This is a genomic window from Hydrogenophaga sp. UC242_53 (assembly GCF_042696965.1).
GTDB lineage: Bacteria > Pseudomonadota > Gammaproteobacteria > Burkholderiales > Burkholderiaceae_C > Hydrogenophaga.
The window spans coordinates 1,308,988-1,327,461 of sequence record NZ_CP170552.1 but is presented as its reverse complement, the minus strand read 5'-3'; the positions used below and the strand labels follow the sequence as shown (position 1 = coordinate 1,327,461).

Genomic DNA, 18,474 nt, shown 5'->3' with positions numbered 1-18,474 from the left:
CGGCCCATGCTAGACAATGGCAGCGCCGCCTCCAAGCGCGGGCCATCGGAATCCGGCCCTCAAAACCGATGGATCATCGCTGCCCACGACACACCGCCATGAAGCTGGACAAGAAAGACCTCCTCATCCTCGAAGCCCTGCAGCGCGACGCGCGGCAAAGCCTGGCCGCCATCGGCAAACGCATCGGCCTGTCGCAACCCGCGATGAGCGAGCGCGTGCGCAAGCTGGAAGACGCCGGTGTGATCGAGGGCTACAGCGCGCGCGTCAATCTGCGCGCCATCGGCATCGGGCTGCAGGCCCTCATTCGCATCCAGACCACGCACGCCGGTATTTCCCCATATGTGCAGCTGTTCGAGAACATGCCCGAGGTGCTGGAAGCGGACCGCGTGACCGGCGAAGACTGCTTCATCGTGCGCTGCGCCATCGCCGAGCCGAAGGATCTGGAACGCGTGGTCGACGCGCTCGCGGTGCACGGCAGCGTTACCACCTCGCTGGTGCTCTCCAGCCCGGTGCGCAAGACCGCCACGGTGCTCGCCACGCGGCGGGCGTAGGCCTCACCGCCCCCCGGCGCTGGCGCGCATGTGCTGATTCCGCCGCGATCGACTCGGTGTAGATGAAGCTGCTGCAGGCGGCCACGAAGGCCCGTGGCGTCTGCCGCGCGCCGAAGCCATACACACGCAGCCCCTCGCGCCGCACGCCGAACGCCAGCGGCGTGAGATCGCTGTCCGACGACACCAGGCAGACCGCATCGAACTGCCCCGTGTTCACCAGCGACATCGCCTCCACGCTGAGCATGATGTCCGCCGCGTTCTTGCCCTTGGCGTATGGGAAAAGCTGCACCGCCTCGATCGCGTTGTAGAGCAACACGTTCTTGAAGCGGCTCATGTGGGGCCGCGTCCAGTCGGCGTACGCGCGCTTGACGATGAGCGCGCCGTAACAGGCGGCGCGCAGCAGGATGGAACGGATCAGTGTGTGAGAGACGTTTTCCGCGTCGATCAACACGGCAATCTTCTGTTGCTTGTGCTGCAGCCTGGGCATGGAGTGCCTGCCTTCCCTGTTCGTTGGAGAAAGCCGCCGCCACACAACACAGAGTGGCGGCGGCCCGAACGGGCTGAGAACCGGGAACATCGTCGCGAAGAACCGGCAAGCCTCGCGGCTTCCCATTCAGGCCGCCATAAAACAAGCGTGAATGATGAAGGCCGCTGTCCTAGCGGTATGCAGCGGCCTTCGGGGCCGCGACGATCTTCCGGGTTCTCAGGCCCGGCTCACCTTTTTCGTGAGCGGCAGAGACTTTACCTCAATACGACAAAAGCATTCATGTTGTGCGCATGAAAAATTCGCCGTGGATGCGCCACGGTGCGACCGCCGCCGCGTGCTTCGACTTTAGTAGCACGGACACCTGCCGATAAGTGACAGGGTAAGACTTGCCTGTCACGACATCGCCCGGGATGGAACGGGAAGGGCAGCAGGTTCCATGTGTCAACCAACCGGAGGCCCGCGCCGTCATGACCAAGAAGAACATGCCTGGGATGCGACCATCAAAACGAGCGGGACGCCATGGCGAATTTTTCCGCCACCGGCGCTCTCACCTGTCGACGGCGGTGCTGGCCCTTGCCTGCGCGACCCTTGGGCCTCGCGTCGCGCTGGGCCAGTCCGTCATCGGCGTGGGCGACGTCAACCCGGGCCCCTTGCCGGTGCCGTCGCCGAACTGGGTCGAGGCCGGGGAGATTTACGTGGGCGACACGGGCGTGGGCACCTTGACCATCCAGGACGGCGGCACGGCCACCAGCGCGACCGGCGCCCTGGGGTACACCGGGGGCACGGGCACGGTGATCGTCACGGGCAGTGACGGCAGCGGCAACGTGTCGAGCTGGACCATGCCAGGCCAGTTGAGCGTGGGCTTCGGCGGCACGGCCTCCTTGTCCATCCTCGATGGCGGCCTGGTCAGCAATGCGCACGGCAACATCGCGAAGGACGGCGGCACCGCCTCGGCCACCGTCTCGGGTGTGGACGCGCACGGCAATGTCTCCACCTGGATCAACAACAGCACGCTCACCGTGGGCAATGGAGGCGCGGGCTCGCTGCTCATCCAGAACGGCGGGCTGGTGCGCAGTGCCCAGGGGGCCATCGGCGGCACCACCGGCGCGGTTCCGGGCCTCTCCTCCGGCACGGTCACGGTCTCGGGCAGCGACGGCCATGGCAACGTCTCGACCTGGGCGCTCGGCGACAACCTGTACGTGGGTTTTACCGATCCGGGCACGCTGTCGGTGGATGCGGGCGGTGCGATCACCGGCCACACCGCCTACATCGGCTATCAGGGCACTGGCGACGGCACGGCCGTCGTCTCGGGCCGCGACGTGGTCAGCGGCCGCGCATCGAGCCTGGACTTCTCGGCTCAAATGAACGTCGGCTATGAAGGCATCGGCGCGCTGACCATCGAGGACCACGGCAGGGTGCAAACGCCGCTGACCCAGATCGCCGTGCAGGCCGGCTCCACGGGCACGCTGACCCTCCGTGGCGATGCGGTCAGCCGCGGCCTGCTGGAAACGAGCACGGTCGTCCACGGCAGTGGAACCGCCACCCTCAACCTCGATGGCGGCATCCTGCGCGCGACCTGGAACGCGTCCGATTTCCTGGAAGGCTTCACCACGCTCTCGGGCGGCGCCGAAGGCGTCTGGTTCGACACCAACGGCCATCAGGTCGGCATCCGCACCGCCTTCATCGGCGCGGCCGGTTTCAACAAGCTGGGCGCGGGCACGTTGACGATGCACGGCCTCAACACCTACGCGGGCGCCACGGCCATCAACGCCGGCACGCTGCGCGCCGGTGTGGCCGGCGCCTTCAGCGCGGCCTCCGCGCACACCGTGGCCAACGGCGCCACGCTCGACACCGCGGGCCTGAACCAGACCGTGGCCAGCCTGGACAACGCGGGCACCGTCTCGCTGCGGGGCGCCACCCCCGGCAGCCGGCTCACCGTCCGTGGGGCCTATGTCGGCCAGAACGGGGTGTTGAGGATCGGCACCGCGCTGGGCAACAGCATCAGCCTGAGCGACCGGCTGGTGCTCGATGGCGCCGGCGCCAGCGCCAGCGGAAGCACCACCCTGCAGGTCACCAACCTCGGCGGCCTGGGCGCGCAGACCACCGGTGACGGCATCGAAGTCATCAGCGCGCTCAACGGCGCCACCACCACGGCCCAGACCACCCGCGACGCCTTCCACCTCGCGGGCGGACACGTCGACGCCGGCGCCTACGAATACCGCCTGTACGCCGCGGACGCCAATGACGCGGGGGAAAGCTGGTTCCTGCGCTCCAGCACGCTCGCCGCCGGGCCCACCACCCCCGCCTACCGGGTGGAGGTGCCGCTGTTCGCCGCGCTGCCCGAGCAACTGCGCCTGGGCAACACGCTGATGCTGGGCAGCCTGCACCAGCGCATCGGCGATGGCGCCGGCAGTGGTGTCGAGCGCCAGACCTGGGCCCGTCTCATCAGCGCGGAACGCACCGTCGCCCAGAACGGCGACGTGAGCCCGCGCAGCCAGGGTCGGCTCCATGGCCTGCAAGCCGGCATCGACCTGTGGGCGCAGCCCGGCTGGCGCGCGGGCCTGTACGTGGGCCAGCTCAACGGCACCATGAACGTCCGCGGCTTCGCCAGCAGCGTGGCCGACCAGAACGTCGGCGGCAACCGGCTGCGCAGCCACTACCTCGGTGCCTACACCACCTACCACCACACCAACGGTTTCTATGTGGACACCGTGCTGCAAGGTGGGCAGCATCGCTACGGCGTCTCGCCGCTCACGGCGCCCGCCAGCCACGGCAAGGGCGACAGCCTGCTCGCGTCGGTGGAAGTGGGACGGGGCTACCAGCTCCCGTCGGGCTGGATGCTGGAGCCGCAACTGCAGCTCATCCAACAGCGCATCGACCTCGACGGCGTGGTGATCACGGGCGCCGACGTGCAGCAGAACACGCACAGCCGCTGGACCGTGCGCGCCGGACTGCGCTTGAAAGGCGAACTCTCCACCACCGCCGGCAAGCTGCAACCCTACGCCCGCCTGAACCTGTACCACGGCAGCAAAGGCCGGGACGTGACCCGCTTCACCGGCCCCGCCGGCGCCACCGACGTCGCCACCGGCACCGGCGGTGCCAGCACCGAACTCGCCGCCGGCGCCACGCTCGCCCTGTCAACCTCCACCAGCCTCTACGGCGAGATCGGCACCGTGTGGGCCGCCGGCGGGCATGCGCGGCACAGCGGCGGCCTCAACGGGACACTGGGCCTGCGAGTGCGCTGGTAGCCGGGCGGGTTCGCCTCAGTGGCCGGGCACCCACACCATGGCGATGCTCAGCCAGACCCCGACGCTGAAATAAGGCGTGAGCCACAGCGCATCCGCTTTCCACGCCGTCCAGCTGCCGCTGCACACCCGGCGCTGCCAGGCATCGCGCGCGCCCTGCTCGACGCACAGGTAGGTCTGCCCGTTCGACCGCCCGAGGCGGTAACGGCGCCAGTACATCGGCGCATCCACGCTCAGGACGTACGCCACGAAAGCCAGGCAACAAAGAATGCCGAAGATCGCCAGCGAGTTGACCCAGCCCGTGCTGTAGAGGGCGGTGACGCCCAGCAGGACCGCCATCCAGGAAAAGCCGGCCGCCCAGAGCAGGGACTCGACGGCCTGGGTGATGTGGTTGAGCGTGAGCACGCTGTGCCAGCAGAAGCCTTGTGCCACCACCATGAAGACCGGGACCACCCAGGCGGCGCTTTGCACCCACGGCAGGCCCGCGTGCACGCCCAGCTGATGGATCAGCAGCCCGAGCTGGATCGCGAAGCAGATCTCGGCCACCGTGGCTGCCGCGCGGCCCAGGAAGATGTTGGACAGGCGCGTGTCCACCACCACCAGCCGCTCGAGGTCCACCCGGGGGAACACCGAGCGGTAGGCGCACACCAGCACGTAGACGCCGGACAGCGTGAGCTGCAGCCCCCCGTGGAAACCGGCCACAGGCGCGAAGTGCCACACGGCCAGCCACAGGCCGACGTTCACTGCCGCCAGCGCGCACATCGCCCGCCACCACCGAAGCACCTGGGCATCGGCACCGGCAATGCCCGGCACCCTGCTGCTGAAGATCAACGACATGCCGCGCTCACCTCCATCGTTCACAAGCTCACATCGTAGGCAATCCATCGCGCCGGCGCTGTAGGACAAAAGCGATCGTTGAGGGCTTCGGCCATCTCCTTCGCCGACATGGGGCGTTCTCCTACCCGCTCCAAGGCGCCTCACTCGCATGCTGGGGCATGGATATTCCCTCCCCCAAGTTCCATGCGTGGAAAAAGGCCGAGGCCGAGCTGGCCGACATCGAGCGAACGTTCCGGGCCCTGTCCGTCGATCTCTCCCCATCCGACCGCGAAAGGGTCACCCAGCAGCTTGCCGCATTGAAAGCGGCGCGGCTGAGGGTTCGCCTGCTGTTTGAAGAGGTGATGAAGGAGAGCGCGATCGTGCTGGAGCAACTCGCCGCCAGCGAAGCGCCGCCGCCGCCGCCTCCACCGCCGAGCCACGACCCGCGTCGGCCTGACGCGGAAGACTGGTTGTCCTAGCCTTCGCGGCGGTTCAGGGCAAGGCCTGCGCGTCCAGCTCGGTCATCTCCTGCGCCGTGAACACCCGGGATCGCGTGTGGAAGGCCTTGCCTTGCGGGCCTTCGAGCGAGAAGGTGCCGCCGTGGCCGTCGATCACGTCGATGATGAGCTGCGTGTGCCGCCAGTACTCGTACTGCGCCTTGCCGATGTAGAACGGGCAGCCACCGATGTCGCCCAGGTACACGTCACCCGCGCCGGTGGTGATCTCGCCCAGCAGGTAGCAGTTGGCCGCGCTGTTGTCGCAGCAGCCGCCGCTCTGGTGGAACATGAGGCCGGGGCCATGCTGCGCCTTGAGCCGTTCGATCAATTCCACGGCGGCCGGTGTGGCGATGACTCTTTCAACCATGAGAGATCTCCTAAGGTCTTTCCGGAGCGAAGTGCCCCAGCCAGAACGCGGCGGATCCGGCTTGGCCGGTCCGCACGCGTTGCCCCTGGGGGGTGACGCGCCGCAGGCGCGGCGCGGGGGGGATTAAAAGAACCCCAGCTTGTTCTCGCTGTAGCTCACCAGCAAGTTCTTGGTCTGCTGGTAGTGGTCCAGCATCATCTTGTGCGTCTCACGGCCAATGCCCGATTCCTTGTAGCCGCCGAAGGCGGCGTGCGCGGGGTAGGCGTGGTAGCAGTTGGTCCACACGCGGCCGGCCTTGATGGCGCGGCCCATGCGGTAGGCCACGTTGCCGTTGCGGCTCCACACGCCGGCACCCAGGCCATACAGCGTGTCGTTGGCGATCGCCAGGGCTTCGGCCTCGTCCTTGAAGGTGGTCACGGCCAGCACGGGGCCGAAGATTTCTTCCTGGAAGATGCGCATCTTGTTGTGGCCCTTGAACAGCGTGGGCTGCACGTAGTAGCCGCCTTCGAGCTCCCCCCCAGGTTCGCCTGGCCACCACCGGCCAGCACCTCGGCGCCTTCCTGCTTGCCCAGGTCGAGGTACGAGAGGATCTTGGTGAGCTGTTCCTTGCTGGCCTGCGCGCCCATCATGCTGTCGGTGTCCAGCGGGTTGGCGTGCTTGATCGCGGCCACGCGCTTGAGCACGCGCTCCATGAACTTGTCGTAGATGCTTTCCTGGATCAGCGCACGGCTGGGGCAGGTGCAGACCTCGCCCTGGTTGAAGGCGAACAGCACCAGGCCTTCGATCGCCTTGTCCAGAAACGCGTCGTCCTTGTCCATGATGTCGGCGAAGAACACGTTGGGCGACTTGCCGCCGAGTTCCAGCGTGGCGGGAATCAGGTTGTTCGCCGCGGCCTGCGCGATCACGCGGCCCGTGGTGGTGGAGCCGGTGAACGCGATCTTGGCGATGCGCTTGCTGGTGGCCAGCGGCATGCCCGCTTCGCGGCCGTAGCCGTTGACGATGTTGAGCACGCCCGGCGGCAGCAGGTCGGCGATGAGTTCGGCCAGGATCAGGATGCTGATGGGCGTGGACTCGGCGGGCTTGAGCACCACGGCGTTGCCGGCGCCCAGCGCGGGCGCGAGCTTCCAGGCCGCCATGAGGATGGGGAAGTTCCAGGGAATGATCTGGCCGATCACGCCCAGCGGTTCCTGGATGTGGTACGCCACGGTGTTCTCGTCGATGTTGCTCAGCGCGCCTTCCTGCGCGCGCACGCAACCCGCGAAGTAGCGGAAGTGGTCCACCGTGAGCGGGATGTCGGCGTTGAGCGTCTCGCGGATCGCCTTGCCGTTGTCCACGGTCTCGGCGTAGGCCAGCAGCTCCAGGTTCTGCTCGATGCGGTCGGCGATCTTGAGCAGCACGTTGGCGCGCTCGGCCGCCGAGGTCTTGCCCCAGGCATCGGCCGCGGCGTGCGCGGCGTCCAGCGCGAGTTCGATGTCTTCGGCGGTGGAGCGCGCGGCGCGCGTGTACACCTTGCCCGAGACGGGCGTGATCACATCGAAGTACTGGCCTTTGACCGGCGCGAGCCAGCGACCGCCGATGAAGTTGTCGTACTGGGTCTTGTAGGCGATCTTGGCGCCAGCGGCGCCGGGGGCTGCGTAAAGCATGTTGTCTTCCTCAGGATGGACGTTGATGGCAAGGCCTGTGTCTTCAGGCCCTCTGCTCTCTTCAAGTTCCATGCCATGGGCTTGGGCCCGGTGAAGCGCTGCACGAAAGCACACATGCGGGGTTCGCACTGTCCCGGAACCGTGCACAAGCGAACCGGCTGTCTCAAAGCGGCACACACGCCGGCGCCATGAAAAAAGCCACTGGTTGCGCGCGCAACCAGTGGCTGTGTTGAAGCGTCGGGCGTCAGGGCGCGGTGAGCGTGAGCCCATGTTGCTGGAAGATGGCCAGCAGCTCGCCGCTGTCGCGCATCGATTTCAAGGCCCCTTCCAGCGCCAGGCCCAGGTCCTTGTGTTCGGCCTTGATCGCCATGCCCACGGGCCAGCCGGTGTCGGGCACGCCGCCGAGCGAGAGCGTGCTCAGGCGGATGTGGCTCGGCCTCGGATCGGTGTGCGAGAGCACCGACTCGGCCTGCGCGCGCGTCACATACGCGGCGGCGGCCTTGCCCTCCACCACGGCCTGCACCGCCTGCTCGCCGCTGTTGTGGATGCCCACCTGCGCGCGCAGCAGACCGCCGCCATGGCCCATGAGCGCGCTGGCCGCGCCGGCCCCGCGCTCGGCGGCCAGCGGCAGGCCTTTGAGGTCTTCCGGCGTGCGCACCTCGGCGACGCGGCGCGTGTCGTGCGCCAGCACCAGCTGCTGGCGCATGTAGGGCGCGAGGATCATCACCTGGCGGTTCTTCTGCATCAGGTAGCGGTCCACCGGCACCTGCAGCATCACGTCGGCAGGGCCGTAGCCCAGGTAATGGCCGCGCCAGACCATGTTGCGCAGGTCGTCGTTCATGTTCTCGCCCGCGTCGAACGGCAGCAGCGCCAGCCTCAGCTGGAGCTGGCGCGCCAGCGCGGCGGCGATCGACACGTCCAGGCCGTGGAGGTCGTTGGCCGGGCCGTCGGAGAACGGCGCGTTGTCCTTGTAGACCGCCACTTTCAGCGCGCCATTCGCGCGGATGCGTTCGAGGTCGCTCAGGTCGGCCTGCGCGCGCGCCAGTGGCACGCTCGCGGCGAGCAGGGCCGCCAGCACCTGGCGGCGGTCGGGGTGGTGGTGATGGGTGGTGGTCATGCGCGTCTCCCGTCTCAGGGCTCGCGGCGGGTTTCGAGGTAGGTCTTGATCGACCAGATCGCCTCCTGCGACAGCGTGCCCTCGAACGGCGGCATGTACACGCGCCCGTCGCGCACGCGGCCCCGGCGCACGGTGGCCATGTAGTAGTCGTCCATCTCCTTGAAGCACGCGGCCTTCTTCGCCGCGTCGGCGTAACCCGAGCATTCGCCGTCGAACTTGCGCAGGTCGGGCGAGATGCCGCCGGAGATCGCCTCCAGGCCGTGGCAGCGCGCGCAGTTCTGGTTGTAGGCCGAGGTGCCGATGCGCAGCGCCTCCTTGTTCGCGGGACCGCTGCTGTAGGGGTTGGCATCGAGCCACTTGGTGCCCAGCTGCGGCAGGGTGCTCGTGTCCACCGCCTGCGGTGTCACATCGCCATGCGCCATCACGGCGGCCACGCCGCAGGTGACGGCCAGCGCGAGCAGGCCGCGCGCGCCCCGCAAGGAAAGAGAGAAACGCGAAATCTTCATGGGTTGTCTCCGGTTCAGAAAGGGTCTTTTCCGGCATGGACAGCAAGTTGCAGGCCATGGCGCCGTGGACCGGAGCCACGCAAGGGACGGGCCCGCCCGCAGGCCCGGTCAGGCCCGTGCAAGGTGTGCCAATTTGAATCACCGGGTCGCCTGCGATCGCACCGGATGTCACAGTCCGCCGCTTCATGGGCGCCTTGTGTGTCAACTTTGCGCGCCACGGCCTGGCCCAGGTGGTGGCCGGCTCTTTGCTAACAGCGAAGGTGTGACACCCGGGACACGCTGTTGCATCTCGGGATTAACCAGTGTTGCTCACAGGGACAGATATGAAGAGAATTGCATGAACCCGCGCGACCAAGACGACAGCCCGTCTGACGACCCGGAGCACCCGCCACGATGGGTGCCCGACTACTGGGGGGGATTTCCCCCGGATCCAGGAGACAACATGAGTGCTGCCCTCTTCACGCCTCCCGGCGGAAGACACGATGCGCCCGCGCCCCCCGGCCCGGACGGCAACGCACCACCCGATCCCATCGGCCAGGCCCACCGCCGGTCGCAGGCCTATGGCATCGACTCCACGGACGCGCCCGATTTCTCCAGCCCCGGCGTGGGTCTGCTCAACGATGCACGGGAAGAGAACCGATTCCTGTTCCAGCACGCCGCCCCGGTCATGGAGACGCTCTACGACCAGATCGTGAACACCCACAGCATGGTGCTGCTCACCTCCGCCAAGGGCCTGGTGCTGCATTCGCTGGGCGACACCGACTTTCTCGAAAAGGCCTCGCGCGTCGCGCTCACGCCCGGCATGGACTGGTCCGAGAAAAACAAGGGCACGAATGCGATCGGCACCGCGCTCAGCGAACAGGAAGCGCTCACGGTGCACGGCAGCCAGCACTACATGGACGCCAACAAGTTCCTCACCTGCTCGTGCTCGCCGATCTTCGATCCCTACGGCCAGGTCATCGGCGCGCTGGACGTGACGGGTGACCACCGCAGCTACCACCAGCACACGCTGGCGCTGGTGCGCATGTCGGCGCAGATGATCGAGAACCACATGTTCGCGGACATCTTCCCCAAGGCCATCCGCATCCACTTCCACACCCGCTCCGAGTTCCTGGGCACGCTGGTCGAAGGCATCGCGGTGTTCTCGCCCGAGGGCCGCTTCCTCTCGGCCAACCGCAGCGCGCAGTTCCAGATCGGGCTGCCGTTCAGCGCGCTCAAGGCCCACACCTTCTCCTCGCTCTTCGGCATGCCGATCTCGGCCCTGTTCGAGCTGTTCAGCGGCGCCATGCCCACGCCCAAGCAGCTGTGCATGCACAACGGCGTGTCGGTCTGGTGCCGCGTGAAGATCAAGGCCGCCAACCCCTGGTCGGGCGGTGGCAAGCCCACGGGCGCCGCGCCCGACGCGGCACCCGCTTGCGCCGCCGCCGCGGCCGAGCCGCTCAGGCCCACCGGCCGCAAGATGCAGTTCTCCTCGCTGCAGTACCTCGACACGGGCGACCCCCAGGTGTCGACGGTGATCCACAAGCTGCGCCGGGTCTCGGGGCGCGACATCCCGGTGATGATCCTGGGCGAGACCGGCACCGGCAAGGACCTGCTGGCCCAGGCCATCCACGGCGATTCCACGCGCTCGGCGCAGCCCTTCGTGTCGGTGAACTGCGCCTCGATCCCGGACACGCTGATCGAGTCCGAGCTGTTCGGCTACGAAGAAGGCGCCTTCACCGGCGCACGCAAGAAGGGCTCCATCGGCAAGATCCTCCAGGCCCACGGCGGCACGCTGTTCCTCGACGAGATCGGCGACATGCCCAAGCACCTGCAGGCCCGCCTGCTGCGCGTGCTGCAGGACCGCAAGGTCAGCCCACTGGGCGCGGGCAAGGAGGTGGAAGTGGACGTGACGGTGATCAGCGCCACGCACAAGAACCTCAAGGACATGATCGCGCGCGGCGATTTCCGCGAGGACCTCTACTACCGCCTCAACGGCCTGGTGGTGCGCCTGCCGGCGCTGCGCGAGCGCACAGACTTCGAACTGGTGGTGCACAAGATCCTCAAGGCGCTGTGCGACCAGGGCCAGCAGATCGGCATCGCGCCCAATGTCATGGCGCTGTTCAAGCGCTACCAGTGGCCGGGCAATTTCCGCCAGCTGCACAACCTGCTGCGCACCGCCGTCGTGATGGTGGGCAGCGACGGCGTGATCGACGTGGCGCACCTGCCCGACGATTTCCTCGACGAACTCGAACACGCCCAGGCCGCCGATGCGGCGGAGGGCGGCCTGGCCGAGTCCTTCGGCACCGCCCCGGGCAGCGAACCGCTGCCACCGCCCGCGCCGCTGAGCGAGGTGGCACCGGGCGATGGCCAGCGCCTGCAGGACGTCACGCTCAGCGCCATGGCGCAGATGCTGCGTCTGCACAAGGGCAATGTGTCGGCGGCGGCGAAGGCGCTGGGCGTCTCGCGCAACACCATCTACCGCAAGAAGGACCAGCTACCGCCCGACCTGCTCGGCTGAAGCCGGCGGCGGCGCCTGCCGCATCCACAGCGGCTCCAGCTCGCGCCAGGCGCGCTGCACGTTGAAGTCCTGGCGCTGCGCGTGGCCGGCCCAGCCGCGCCATTCGGGCATGGGCACGGTGGCGCTCTCGCCGGCGTGGCGCCCCTGGTCCATTGCGCTCAGCACATGATCGCGCAAGGCCTGCAGGTAGCCGCGTGTGCCCGAAAGAGCCACGGGCCCTGAATCGCCCTGCGCGCTGGACACCACCGCGCCGATCACGTGGCGCGGCCCCAGTGCCTGCAAACGGTCCAGCGCGGCGAGCCAGCCGTCCACGCTGCCCTGCGCGAGTTCGGGCAGGCGCTCGCCGTACACCAGACCCCCCGCCCACAACACGCCCTGCTGCGCGTGCCAGAGCACCAGGTCGCTCTCGGTGTGCCCCTGCTCCACGCGCATCACGCGCAGGCGCTGCGCGCCCACCGCCAACACCGCGCCTTCGATCAGGCCGCGCGTGGGCCACACGATGGCCGTGCCCGCCATGGCCTGCGCGCCGGCGCGTTCGATGAGGCTTTGCAGGCAGGCCGGGCAGCGCTGCTCCATCGCCCGGCGCGTGCCCTCGGTGGCGAGCACCGTGGTCTGGCCGGTCTCGATGCGGTCGGCCCAGGCGCCATTGGCCAGCACGTTCTCGGCGTGCGCGTGGGTGTTGACGATCCAGCGCACCTGCACCCCGAAGCGGCAGGCCAGCGAGGCGCGCACGCGCTCGCCATGCCGATGGCTCGGGCCGGGGTCCACCACCAACGCCTCGCCGCCGTCGATCAGCACCGAGGTCGGCACCACATGGCCGGCGTTGTCGGGCGAGATCTCCTGCGGCGCCGGCGGCGACCAGGCCCACACGCCCGGTGCCACAGGTTGCCAGGGCACGCCGTCCGGGCAGTCGCGGCCCTGTGCGTTCACGGAGACACACAGCGCGAACAGCAAGGCGCCCACCGCTCTCATGGCAACGAGCGCCTCACGCACGCGCGCAGACACGCCAGCATCGTCGGCTCGCCACCGAGGTGGCCGCTGGGCGGCAGGTGCAACACCACCGGGCCACCCGCCCGCCGGCCCAACGCGGCCCAGCGGGCGCTGTTGGCCGGTGGACAGATCGCATCGAAGCGCCCATGCACCCAGTCCACCGGGATGCGCTCGCGCGCGAGCAGCGCCACCGCGCGGTCCAGCCCGCCCGGGCGCATGAAACCCCGGTGCAGCAGGTAGTGCGCCTGCACCCGGTACCGGGTCCGGGCCGCGCGGTCGCTGCGGCGCACACCGGGCTGGGGCAGGCGCGCCAGCGCGCGCCGCTGCTGGCGCTGCAGGCCGGCCCATTCACGGCGGATCGGGTTCGCCCAGGGCGAGCCGGTGTGCGCCGCGTGGCGCAGGCTGCGCCGCAGGCCATGCGCCGCGTCGGCGGTTTCGCGCAGGCCCCAGCCGCGCCACGCGCGCAGCGATGCAACACCGGGTGTGCCGTTTTGAATCAGTTGTCTCAGCCGTTGCAACGCCACCGGCACACCGTCACCCGGCCGCACCGGCCACAAAGCGGCCGGCGCCCTCAGGGTTTGCCCTCGCCTGGCCGACGGCAACAGCAGGCCGCCGATCTCGCGGCGCGTGAGCGCGAAGGCGCCGCGCAACACCAGGCGCGGCACGCGCGCGGGGTGTTGCTGCGCATACGCCAGCGCTACCACCGTGCCCCAGGAACCCGCCAGCACCGACCAGCGTTGAATGCCCAACTGCTCGCGCAAGCGCTCCAGATCGGCCACCAGCGCGAGGGTGTGGTTGCCCTGCGTGCGGCCACGCGGCCGCGAGGCGCCGGCACCGCGCTGATCGGGGGCGATCACGCGCTGGCGGCGCAGGTCGAAGGGCCGCAGCATGCCGGGCTGGCAGGCGCCGCCCGGCCCGCCGTGCAGCAACAGCCAGGGCTCGCCGCGCGCCGCGCCGAGCTCGCGCCAGGCCATGCGGTGCAGGCCACCGACGGGCAGGCGCCGGGGTGCTGGCCAGGGGGTGGCGTTCGGGGGCTTTTGCATGGCATCGATATTGCTGTTCAGGGTCGCGGCCGGTGTGGCGATGGTGCCATCCGGCTTGCAGACATGTTTCATGCCAACCCTTTCTGGAGAACGACCATGCAATGGACCACCCCGGCCTTCACCGACCTGCGTTTCGGCTTCGAGATCACGATGTACATCGCCAACCGCTGATCGATCGATCCGCCAGCGCACGTGTGAACAGCGCGTGCGCTTTTTTTGACCCTTCACCTTCCTCCATCGACCATGCGCATCCGGGTTCTGGGCTCTTCGGCCGGCGGCGGTTTCCCCCAGTGGAACTGCAATTGCCCCAACTGCGACGGCCTGCGCCGCGGAAAGCTCATGGCCCACGCGCGCACGCAGTCCTCGATCGCGGTGAGCGCCAACGAGGTGGACTGGCTGCTGGTCAACGCCTCGCCCGACATCCTCGGCCAGATCCGCGACACGCCGGAACTGCAGCCCGCGCGCGCGGTGCGCGACAGTGGCATCGCCGCCGTGCTGCTGATGGACGCGCAGATCGACCACGTCACCGGCCTGCTGATGCTGCGCGAGCGCGCAGGCGCGCTGCCGCTGCTGGCCACGCCCGAGGTGCTGTCCGAACTGGACAGCGGCTTTCCCATCACCCGCCTGCTCTCGCACTACTGCGGCGTGGCGCCCCATCCCGTGCCCACCGACGGCCGCACGTTCACCGCGCCCGGGCTGGAGGGCATCGAGCTGCAGGCCGTGCCGCTCGCGTCCAAGCCGCCACCGTATTCGCCGTTCCGCGGCAACCCGCGCCCGGGCGACAACATCGGCCTGGTGCTGCGCAACCCGGCGACTGGCGCGCGCGTGTTCTACGCCCCCGGCCTGGGCGAGGTCACGCCCGAGCTGCTGGCGATCATCGCACCTGCGCCATGGTGCTGGTGGACGGCACCTTCTGGACCGGCGACGAGATGCAGCGGCTGGGCCTGTCGCCCAAGGCCGCGGCCGACATGGGCCACCTGCCGCAGAGCGGGCCCGGCGGCATGATCGAACACCTGGCGCGGCTGCCGGCGACCACGCGCAAGCTGCTGATCCACGTCAACAACACCAACCCCATCCTGATCGAGGACTCGCCCGAGCGCGATGAACTCACCCGCCAGCGCATCGAGGTGGCGCGCGACGGCATGGACATCCGCTTCTGAGCGCGGGCACGCCATGGACATCGCCACCACCCCGCGCCCCCGCACCGGCCTGCCAGCCTGGACGCGCGGCGAGTTCGAGGCCCAGCTGCGCGAGAAGGGCCGCTCGTACCACATCCACCACCCGTTCAACGTGCGCATGAACAGCGGCGGCTGCACGCCCGACGAGCTGCGCTGCTGGGGTGGCGAACCGCTTCTACTACCAGATCTGCATCCCGCGCAAGGACGCGGCCATCCTCGCCAACATGCCCGACCGCGCGCACCGCCGGCTGTGGATCGAGCGCATCCTCGACCACGACGGCCATGGCGACCACGAAGGCTCGGCCGCCGGCGGCATCGAGGCCTGGACGCGGCTCGGTGAGGCCGTGGGCCTCGCGCGCGAAGACCTGTGGTCGCTGCAGGGCGTGGTGCCCGCCGTGCGTTTCGCCTGCGATGCCTACGTGAACTTCGCCGCCAGGGCGCCCTGGCAGGAGGCGGTCTGCTCCTCGCTCACCGAGATGTTCGCGCCCCAGATCCACAAGGACCGCCTGGCACCTGGCCCACGCATTACCCCTGGATCGAGGCCGAGGGACTGGCCTACTTCCGCAACCGCATCCCCCTGGCCGGGCGCGACGTGGCACACGGCCTGCGCGTGACGCTGGAGCACTTCGACACCCGCGAGGCCCAGCACCGCGCGCTGGACATCCTGCAGTTCAAGCTGGACATCCTCTGGAACATGCTCGATGCCATCGAGAAAGCCTGCCAATGAAGACCCCCCCTGCGCCGCTTCGCGGCTTCCCCCCTGAGGGGGGACCACACCAGCGGCCTGGCAGAGCCAGTTCCGCGGTGTGTGCTGGTCCAACGATCTCTTTGCGCCGACCATGACAGCCATCTCCACCCATCCCAAGCTCTCGCGGCGTTTCCGCCTGCAGTACGAGCCCGCGCAGGAGCGCTGGGTGCTGCTCTACCCCGAAGGCATGGTGCAGCTCAACGAGAGCGCGGCCGAGATCCTGAAACGCTGCGATGGTGAGCGCACGTTGGCCGCCATCGTGGAGGATCTGGAGACCACGTTTTCCATCCAGGGCATTGGCCGCCAGGTGAAAGACCTGCTCGAAGAAGGAGGCCGCCGTGGCTGGATCGATTGAACCGCCCGGCCCGCCGCTGTGGCTGCTGGCCGAGCTCACCTACCGCTGCCCGCTGCACTGCGTGTTCTGCTACAACCCCACGCAGCACGCGCGCATCCAGCAGGAGCTGAGCACCGCGCAGTGGGTGGACGTGATGCGCCAGGCGCGCGCGCTGGGCGCGGCGCAGCTCGGTTTCTCGGGCGGTGAGCCGCTGCTGCGCGACGACCTGGAAGAGCTGGTGCAGGAGGCGCACGCGCTCGGCTACTACACCAACCTCATCACCTCGGGCGTGGGCCTGACCGACGCGCGCGCCACGCGCCTGAAGGCCGCCGGCCTCGACCACGTGCAGCTCTCGTTCCAGGACAGCACGCGCGAACTCAACGACTTCCTGAGCCACACGCGCACCTTCGAGCTCAAGCAGAAGGTCGCGCGCATCATCAAGTCGCACGACTGGCCGATGGTGATGAACTGCGTGCTGCACCGGCACAACCTGCCACACGTGGGCCCGATCATCGAGATGGCGCTGGACCTGGGCGCGGAATACCTCGAACTCGCCAACACGCAGTACTACGGCTGGGCCTGGGTCAACCGCGACCACCTCATGCCCACGCACGAGCAGCTGGTGGAGGCCGAAGCGGTGGTGAACCGCTACCGCGAGCAGATCGGCTCGCGCTGCCGGCTGCTGTTCGTGGTGCCCGACTACTTCGAGCAGCGCCCCAAGGCCTGCATGAACGGCTGGGGCTCGGTGTTCCTCTCGGTCGCGCCCGACGGCCTGGCGATGCCCTGCCACAACGCGCGCAACCTGCCCGGCCTGGCCCTGCCCAACGTGGCGCACACGCCGCTGGCCGACATCTGGCGGACCAGCCAGGCCTTCAACGCCTACCGGGGCGATGGCTGGATGAAGCCGCCCTGCCGCGACTGCGACGAGCGACACAAGGACTTCGGCGGCTGCCGCTGCCAGGCCTTCCAGATCACGGGCGACGCGGCGCAGGCCGACCCGGTGTGCGGCAAGTCTCCCCACCACGACCAGGTGGTGCAACTCGTGAAGCAGGCGCCCGCGCAGCGCCACATCCCCATCGTGTTCCGCAGCGACACCGAGTCGCGCGGCCTGCACCCCGAGGTGCCGGCATGAACACCGCCACCGGCCACCACCGCATGCTGGGCGCGGCGGTGGTCAGCCACCTGCCGGTGCTGCGGCGCGGCCCGTTCGCGCTGGAGCACGCGCCGCACGGTCTCTTCCTGCTGTGGCTCGCCTTCATGGGCCTGGTGGGTTTCGGCGCCCTGCTGCTGTGGCAGGCCGGCGCCTGGCACCGGCTGGTGCACGCCGACCCCACGGGCCTGACCGTGGTCATCGTGCTGCTGTTCATCGGCGGCTCGCTCTGGGCCGGCCGCCGCGCCTGGGTGCTGGGCGAACAGCGCCTGCGGCTGGACGCCGCGCGCGAAGACCCGCTGGACACCTGGAGCGCCGAGTACCGCGACGGCTGCGCGCGGGCCGGTGCCGACCCCACGGTCTGGCTGCAGGTGCTGGGCGAGCGCGCGCACGGCCCGCACGAAATGGCCTGGTGGCTCAATGGCATCCAGCTCAAGCTGGGCCTGCTGGGCAAGGTGATCGGCTTCTCCATCCTCGCGCTGCAGCTCGGCGAGGTGCAGAGCTTCGACGCGAGCCAGTCCACGCAATTGCTCAAGAACCTCACCGGCGGCCTGGGCATCGCGCTGCTGACCACCGTGACCGGCCTCACCGGCAACATCCTGCTGGGCCTGCAGCTCATGCGGCTGGACCGGTTCGCCGACGCGCTCATCGCCGACACGCTGGCCACCACACCGACCCCGGAGGCGCGCGATGGCGATCGGCCGAGCGGTCCGTGACACCGAGACCGACCCGTTCTACGACATGTTGTTCAACATGCTGATCGCGTTCGTCTTCTGTTTCGTCATCGCGCTGCTCGCCTTCAACCCCAAGGCGCGCAAGAGCGGCGACATCCCGGCCAAGGCCGAGTTCATCGTCACCATCTCCTGGCCCGACAACAATCCCAACGACGTGGACGCCTGGGTCAACGAGCCGGGCGGCAAGACGCTGTGGTTCCGCCAGCGCGACGCCGGCATGCTGCACCTGGACCGCGACGACCGGGGCGCGAAGAACAACAGCGTGATCGTCAACGGGCGCGAGATCCGCAGCCCGGTGCGGCAGGAGATCGTCACGCTGCGTGGCCTGGTGCCGGGCGAGTACGTGGTGAACGCGCACTACTACGACTCGCGCGACCAGCAGCCGGTGGATGTGTCGGTGGCGGTGGTGAAGGTCAACCCGCAGGCGGAGATCGTCTACACCGGCACGCAGCAGATCCCACGCAAGGGCGACGAGCGCACGCTGGTGCGCTTCACCCTCGACGAGGCCGGCAGCGTGACCGACCTCAACACCCGACCGCTCGCGATCGTGCAACGCACGGGCCTCTGA

16 protein-coding genes and 3 pseudogenes are annotated in these 18,474 nt (G+C 68.9%); 11 read left to right on the top strand and 8 right to left on the bottom strand.

Going from position 1 to position 18,474, the window contains the following annotated elements; translation table 11 throughout:
• Positions 1-98 precede the first annotated feature (98 nt).
• Complete coding sequence (locus tag ACFJI0_RS06830; RefSeq protein ID WP_382323893.1) at positions 99-551, top strand: Lrp/AsnC family transcriptional regulator; 453 nt, start codon at positions 99-101, stop codon at positions 549-551.
• Here the strand turns inward: ACFJI0_RS06830 and ACFJI0_RS06825 are convergent.
• On the bottom strand, positions 481-1,038 hold the full coding sequence (locus ACFJI0_RS06825; RefSeq protein WP_382323892.1) for an NYN domain-containing protein: 558 nt from the start codon (positions 1,036-1,038) through the stop codon (positions 481-483). The genes ACFJI0_RS06830 and ACFJI0_RS06825 overlap by 71 nt on opposite strands.
• 563 nt (positions 1,039-1,601) lie before the next feature.
• On the opposite strand from ACFJI0_RS06825, the gene ACFJI0_RS06820 reads away from it, so the two are divergent.
• Positions 1,602-4,286 carry an autotransporter outer membrane beta-barrel domain-containing protein gene (locus ACFJI0_RS06820; protein ID WP_382323891.1) on the top strand — a complete coding sequence of 895 codons (2,685 nt, stop codon included), beginning with the start codon at positions 1,602-1,604 and terminating at the stop codon, positions 4,284-4,286.
• A gap of 15 nt (positions 4,287-4,301) precedes the next feature.
• On the opposite strand, the gene ACFJI0_RS06815 is transcribed toward ACFJI0_RS06820, so the two are convergent.
• A complete protein-coding gene (locus ACFJI0_RS06815) occupies positions 4,302-5,120 on the bottom strand; it encodes a hypothetical protein (protein WP_382323890.1) in 819 nt (272 codons plus the stop codon).
• Positions 5,121-5,278: 158 nt separating this feature from the next.
• Between ACFJI0_RS06815 and ACFJI0_RS06810 the strand changes: the two genes are divergently transcribed.
• Positions 5,279-5,578 carry a hypothetical protein gene (locus ACFJI0_RS06810; protein WP_382323889.1) on the top strand — a complete coding sequence of 100 codons (300 nt, stop codon included), beginning with the start codon at positions 5,279-5,281 and terminating at the stop codon, positions 5,576-5,578.
• A gap of 13 nt (positions 5,579-5,591) precedes the next feature.
• Here ACFJI0_RS06810 and ACFJI0_RS06805 read toward each other — a convergent pair whose 3' ends face one another.
• From ACFJI0_RS06805 to pedF, 4 genes and pseudogenes are all read right to left on the bottom strand, one after another.
• Positions 5,592-5,963, bottom strand: a complete 372-nt coding sequence (locus ACFJI0_RS06805; RefSeq protein ID WP_382323888.1) for a DUF779 domain-containing protein — start codon at positions 5,961-5,963, stop codon at positions 5,592-5,594.
• Between the two features lie 123 nt (positions 5,964-6,086).
• Positions 6,087-7,606 (bottom strand): annotated as a pseudogene (locus ACFJI0_RS06800) (aldehyde dehydrogenase family protein).
• 244 nt (positions 7,607-7,850) lie between these two features.
• Complete coding sequence (locus ACFJI0_RS06795; protein ID WP_382323887.1) at positions 7,851-8,723, bottom strand: substrate-binding periplasmic protein; 873 nt, start codon at positions 8,721-8,723, stop codon at positions 7,851-7,853.
• A 14-nt stretch (positions 8,724-8,737) separates the two neighbouring features.
• Positions 8,738-9,229 (bottom strand): cytochrome c-550 PedF, encoded by a 492-nt coding sequence (gene pedF, locus ACFJI0_RS06790; protein ID WP_382323886.1) that lies wholly within the window; start codon positions 9,227-9,229, stop codon positions 8,738-8,740.
• Between the two features lie 442 nt (positions 9,230-9,671).
• Here pedF and ACFJI0_RS06785 point away from each other — a divergent pair, with 442 nt between their 5' ends.
• Positions 9,672-11,729, top strand: coding sequence for a sigma-54-dependent Fis family transcriptional regulator (locus ACFJI0_RS06785; protein ID WP_382323885.1), 2,058 nt, complete (start codon positions 9,672-9,674; stop codon positions 11,727-11,729).
• Here ACFJI0_RS06785 and ACFJI0_RS06780 read toward each other — a convergent pair.
• Both ACFJI0_RS06780 and ACFJI0_RS06775 read right to left on the bottom strand, forming a co-directional pair.
• Positions 11,706-12,701: an MBL fold metallo-hydrolase gene (locus ACFJI0_RS06780; RefSeq protein WP_382323884.1), complete on the bottom strand. Its 996-nt coding sequence runs from the start codon at positions 12,699-12,701 to the stop codon at positions 11,706-11,708. The genes ACFJI0_RS06785 and ACFJI0_RS06780 overlap by 24 nt on opposite strands.
• Positions 12,698-13,762, bottom strand: a complete 1,065-nt coding sequence (locus tag ACFJI0_RS06775) for an alpha/beta fold hydrolase (RefSeq protein ID WP_382323883.1) — start codon at positions 13,760-13,762, stop codon at positions 12,698-12,700. The genes ACFJI0_RS06780 and ACFJI0_RS06775 overlap by 4 nt, the downstream gene beginning before the upstream one ends.
• Before the next feature lie 96 nt (positions 13,763-13,858).
• Here ACFJI0_RS06775 and pqqA point away from each other — a divergent pair, with 96 nt between their 5' ends.
• The 7 genes and pseudogenes from pqqA to ACFJI0_RS06740 all read left to right on the top strand — a co-directional run bounded on the left by pqqA (position 13,859) and on the right by ACFJI0_RS06740 (position 18,474).
• Positions 13,859-13,933, top strand: coding sequence for a pyrroloquinoline quinone precursor peptide PqqA (gene pqqA / locus ACFJI0_RS06770; RefSeq protein ID WP_068167214.1), 75 nt, complete (start codon positions 13,859-13,861; stop codon positions 13,931-13,933).
• Between the two features lie 72 nt (positions 13,934-14,005).
• Positions 14,006-14,922 (top strand): annotated as a pseudogene (pqqB, locus tag ACFJI0_RS06765) (pyrroloquinoline quinone biosynthesis protein PqqB).
• A 179-nt stretch (positions 14,923-15,101) separates the two neighbouring features.
• A pseudogene (gene pqqC / locus ACFJI0_RS06760) lies at positions 15,102-15,667 on the top strand (pyrroloquinoline-quinone synthase PqqC).
• 112 nt (positions 15,668-15,779) lie between these two features.
• Positions 15,780-16,043 carry a pyrroloquinoline quinone biosynthesis peptide chaperone PqqD gene (pqqD, locus tag ACFJI0_RS06755; RefSeq protein WP_382323882.1) on the top strand — a complete coding sequence of 88 codons (264 nt, stop codon included), beginning with the start codon at positions 15,780-15,782 and terminating at the stop codon, positions 16,041-16,043.
• Entirely contained in the window at positions 16,027-17,154 is a 1,128-nt protein-coding gene (gene pqqE, locus ACFJI0_RS06750; RefSeq protein ID WP_382323881.1) for a pyrroloquinoline quinone biosynthesis protein PqqE, read from the top strand. Before pqqD ends, pqqE begins: the two co-directional genes overlap by 17 nt.
• Positions 17,151-17,888, top strand: a complete 738-nt coding sequence (locus tag ACFJI0_RS06745) for a hypothetical protein (RefSeq protein WP_382323880.1) — start codon at positions 17,151-17,153, stop codon at positions 17,886-17,888. Before pqqE ends, ACFJI0_RS06745 begins: the two co-directional genes overlap by 4 nt.
• The gene (locus ACFJI0_RS06740) at positions 17,863-18,474 is read left to right on the top strand and encodes a hypothetical protein (RefSeq protein WP_382323879.1); all 612 of its coding nucleotides are present in this window, start codon (positions 17,863-17,865) and stop codon (positions 18,472-18,474) included. Before ACFJI0_RS06745 ends, ACFJI0_RS06740 begins: the two co-directional genes overlap by 26 nt.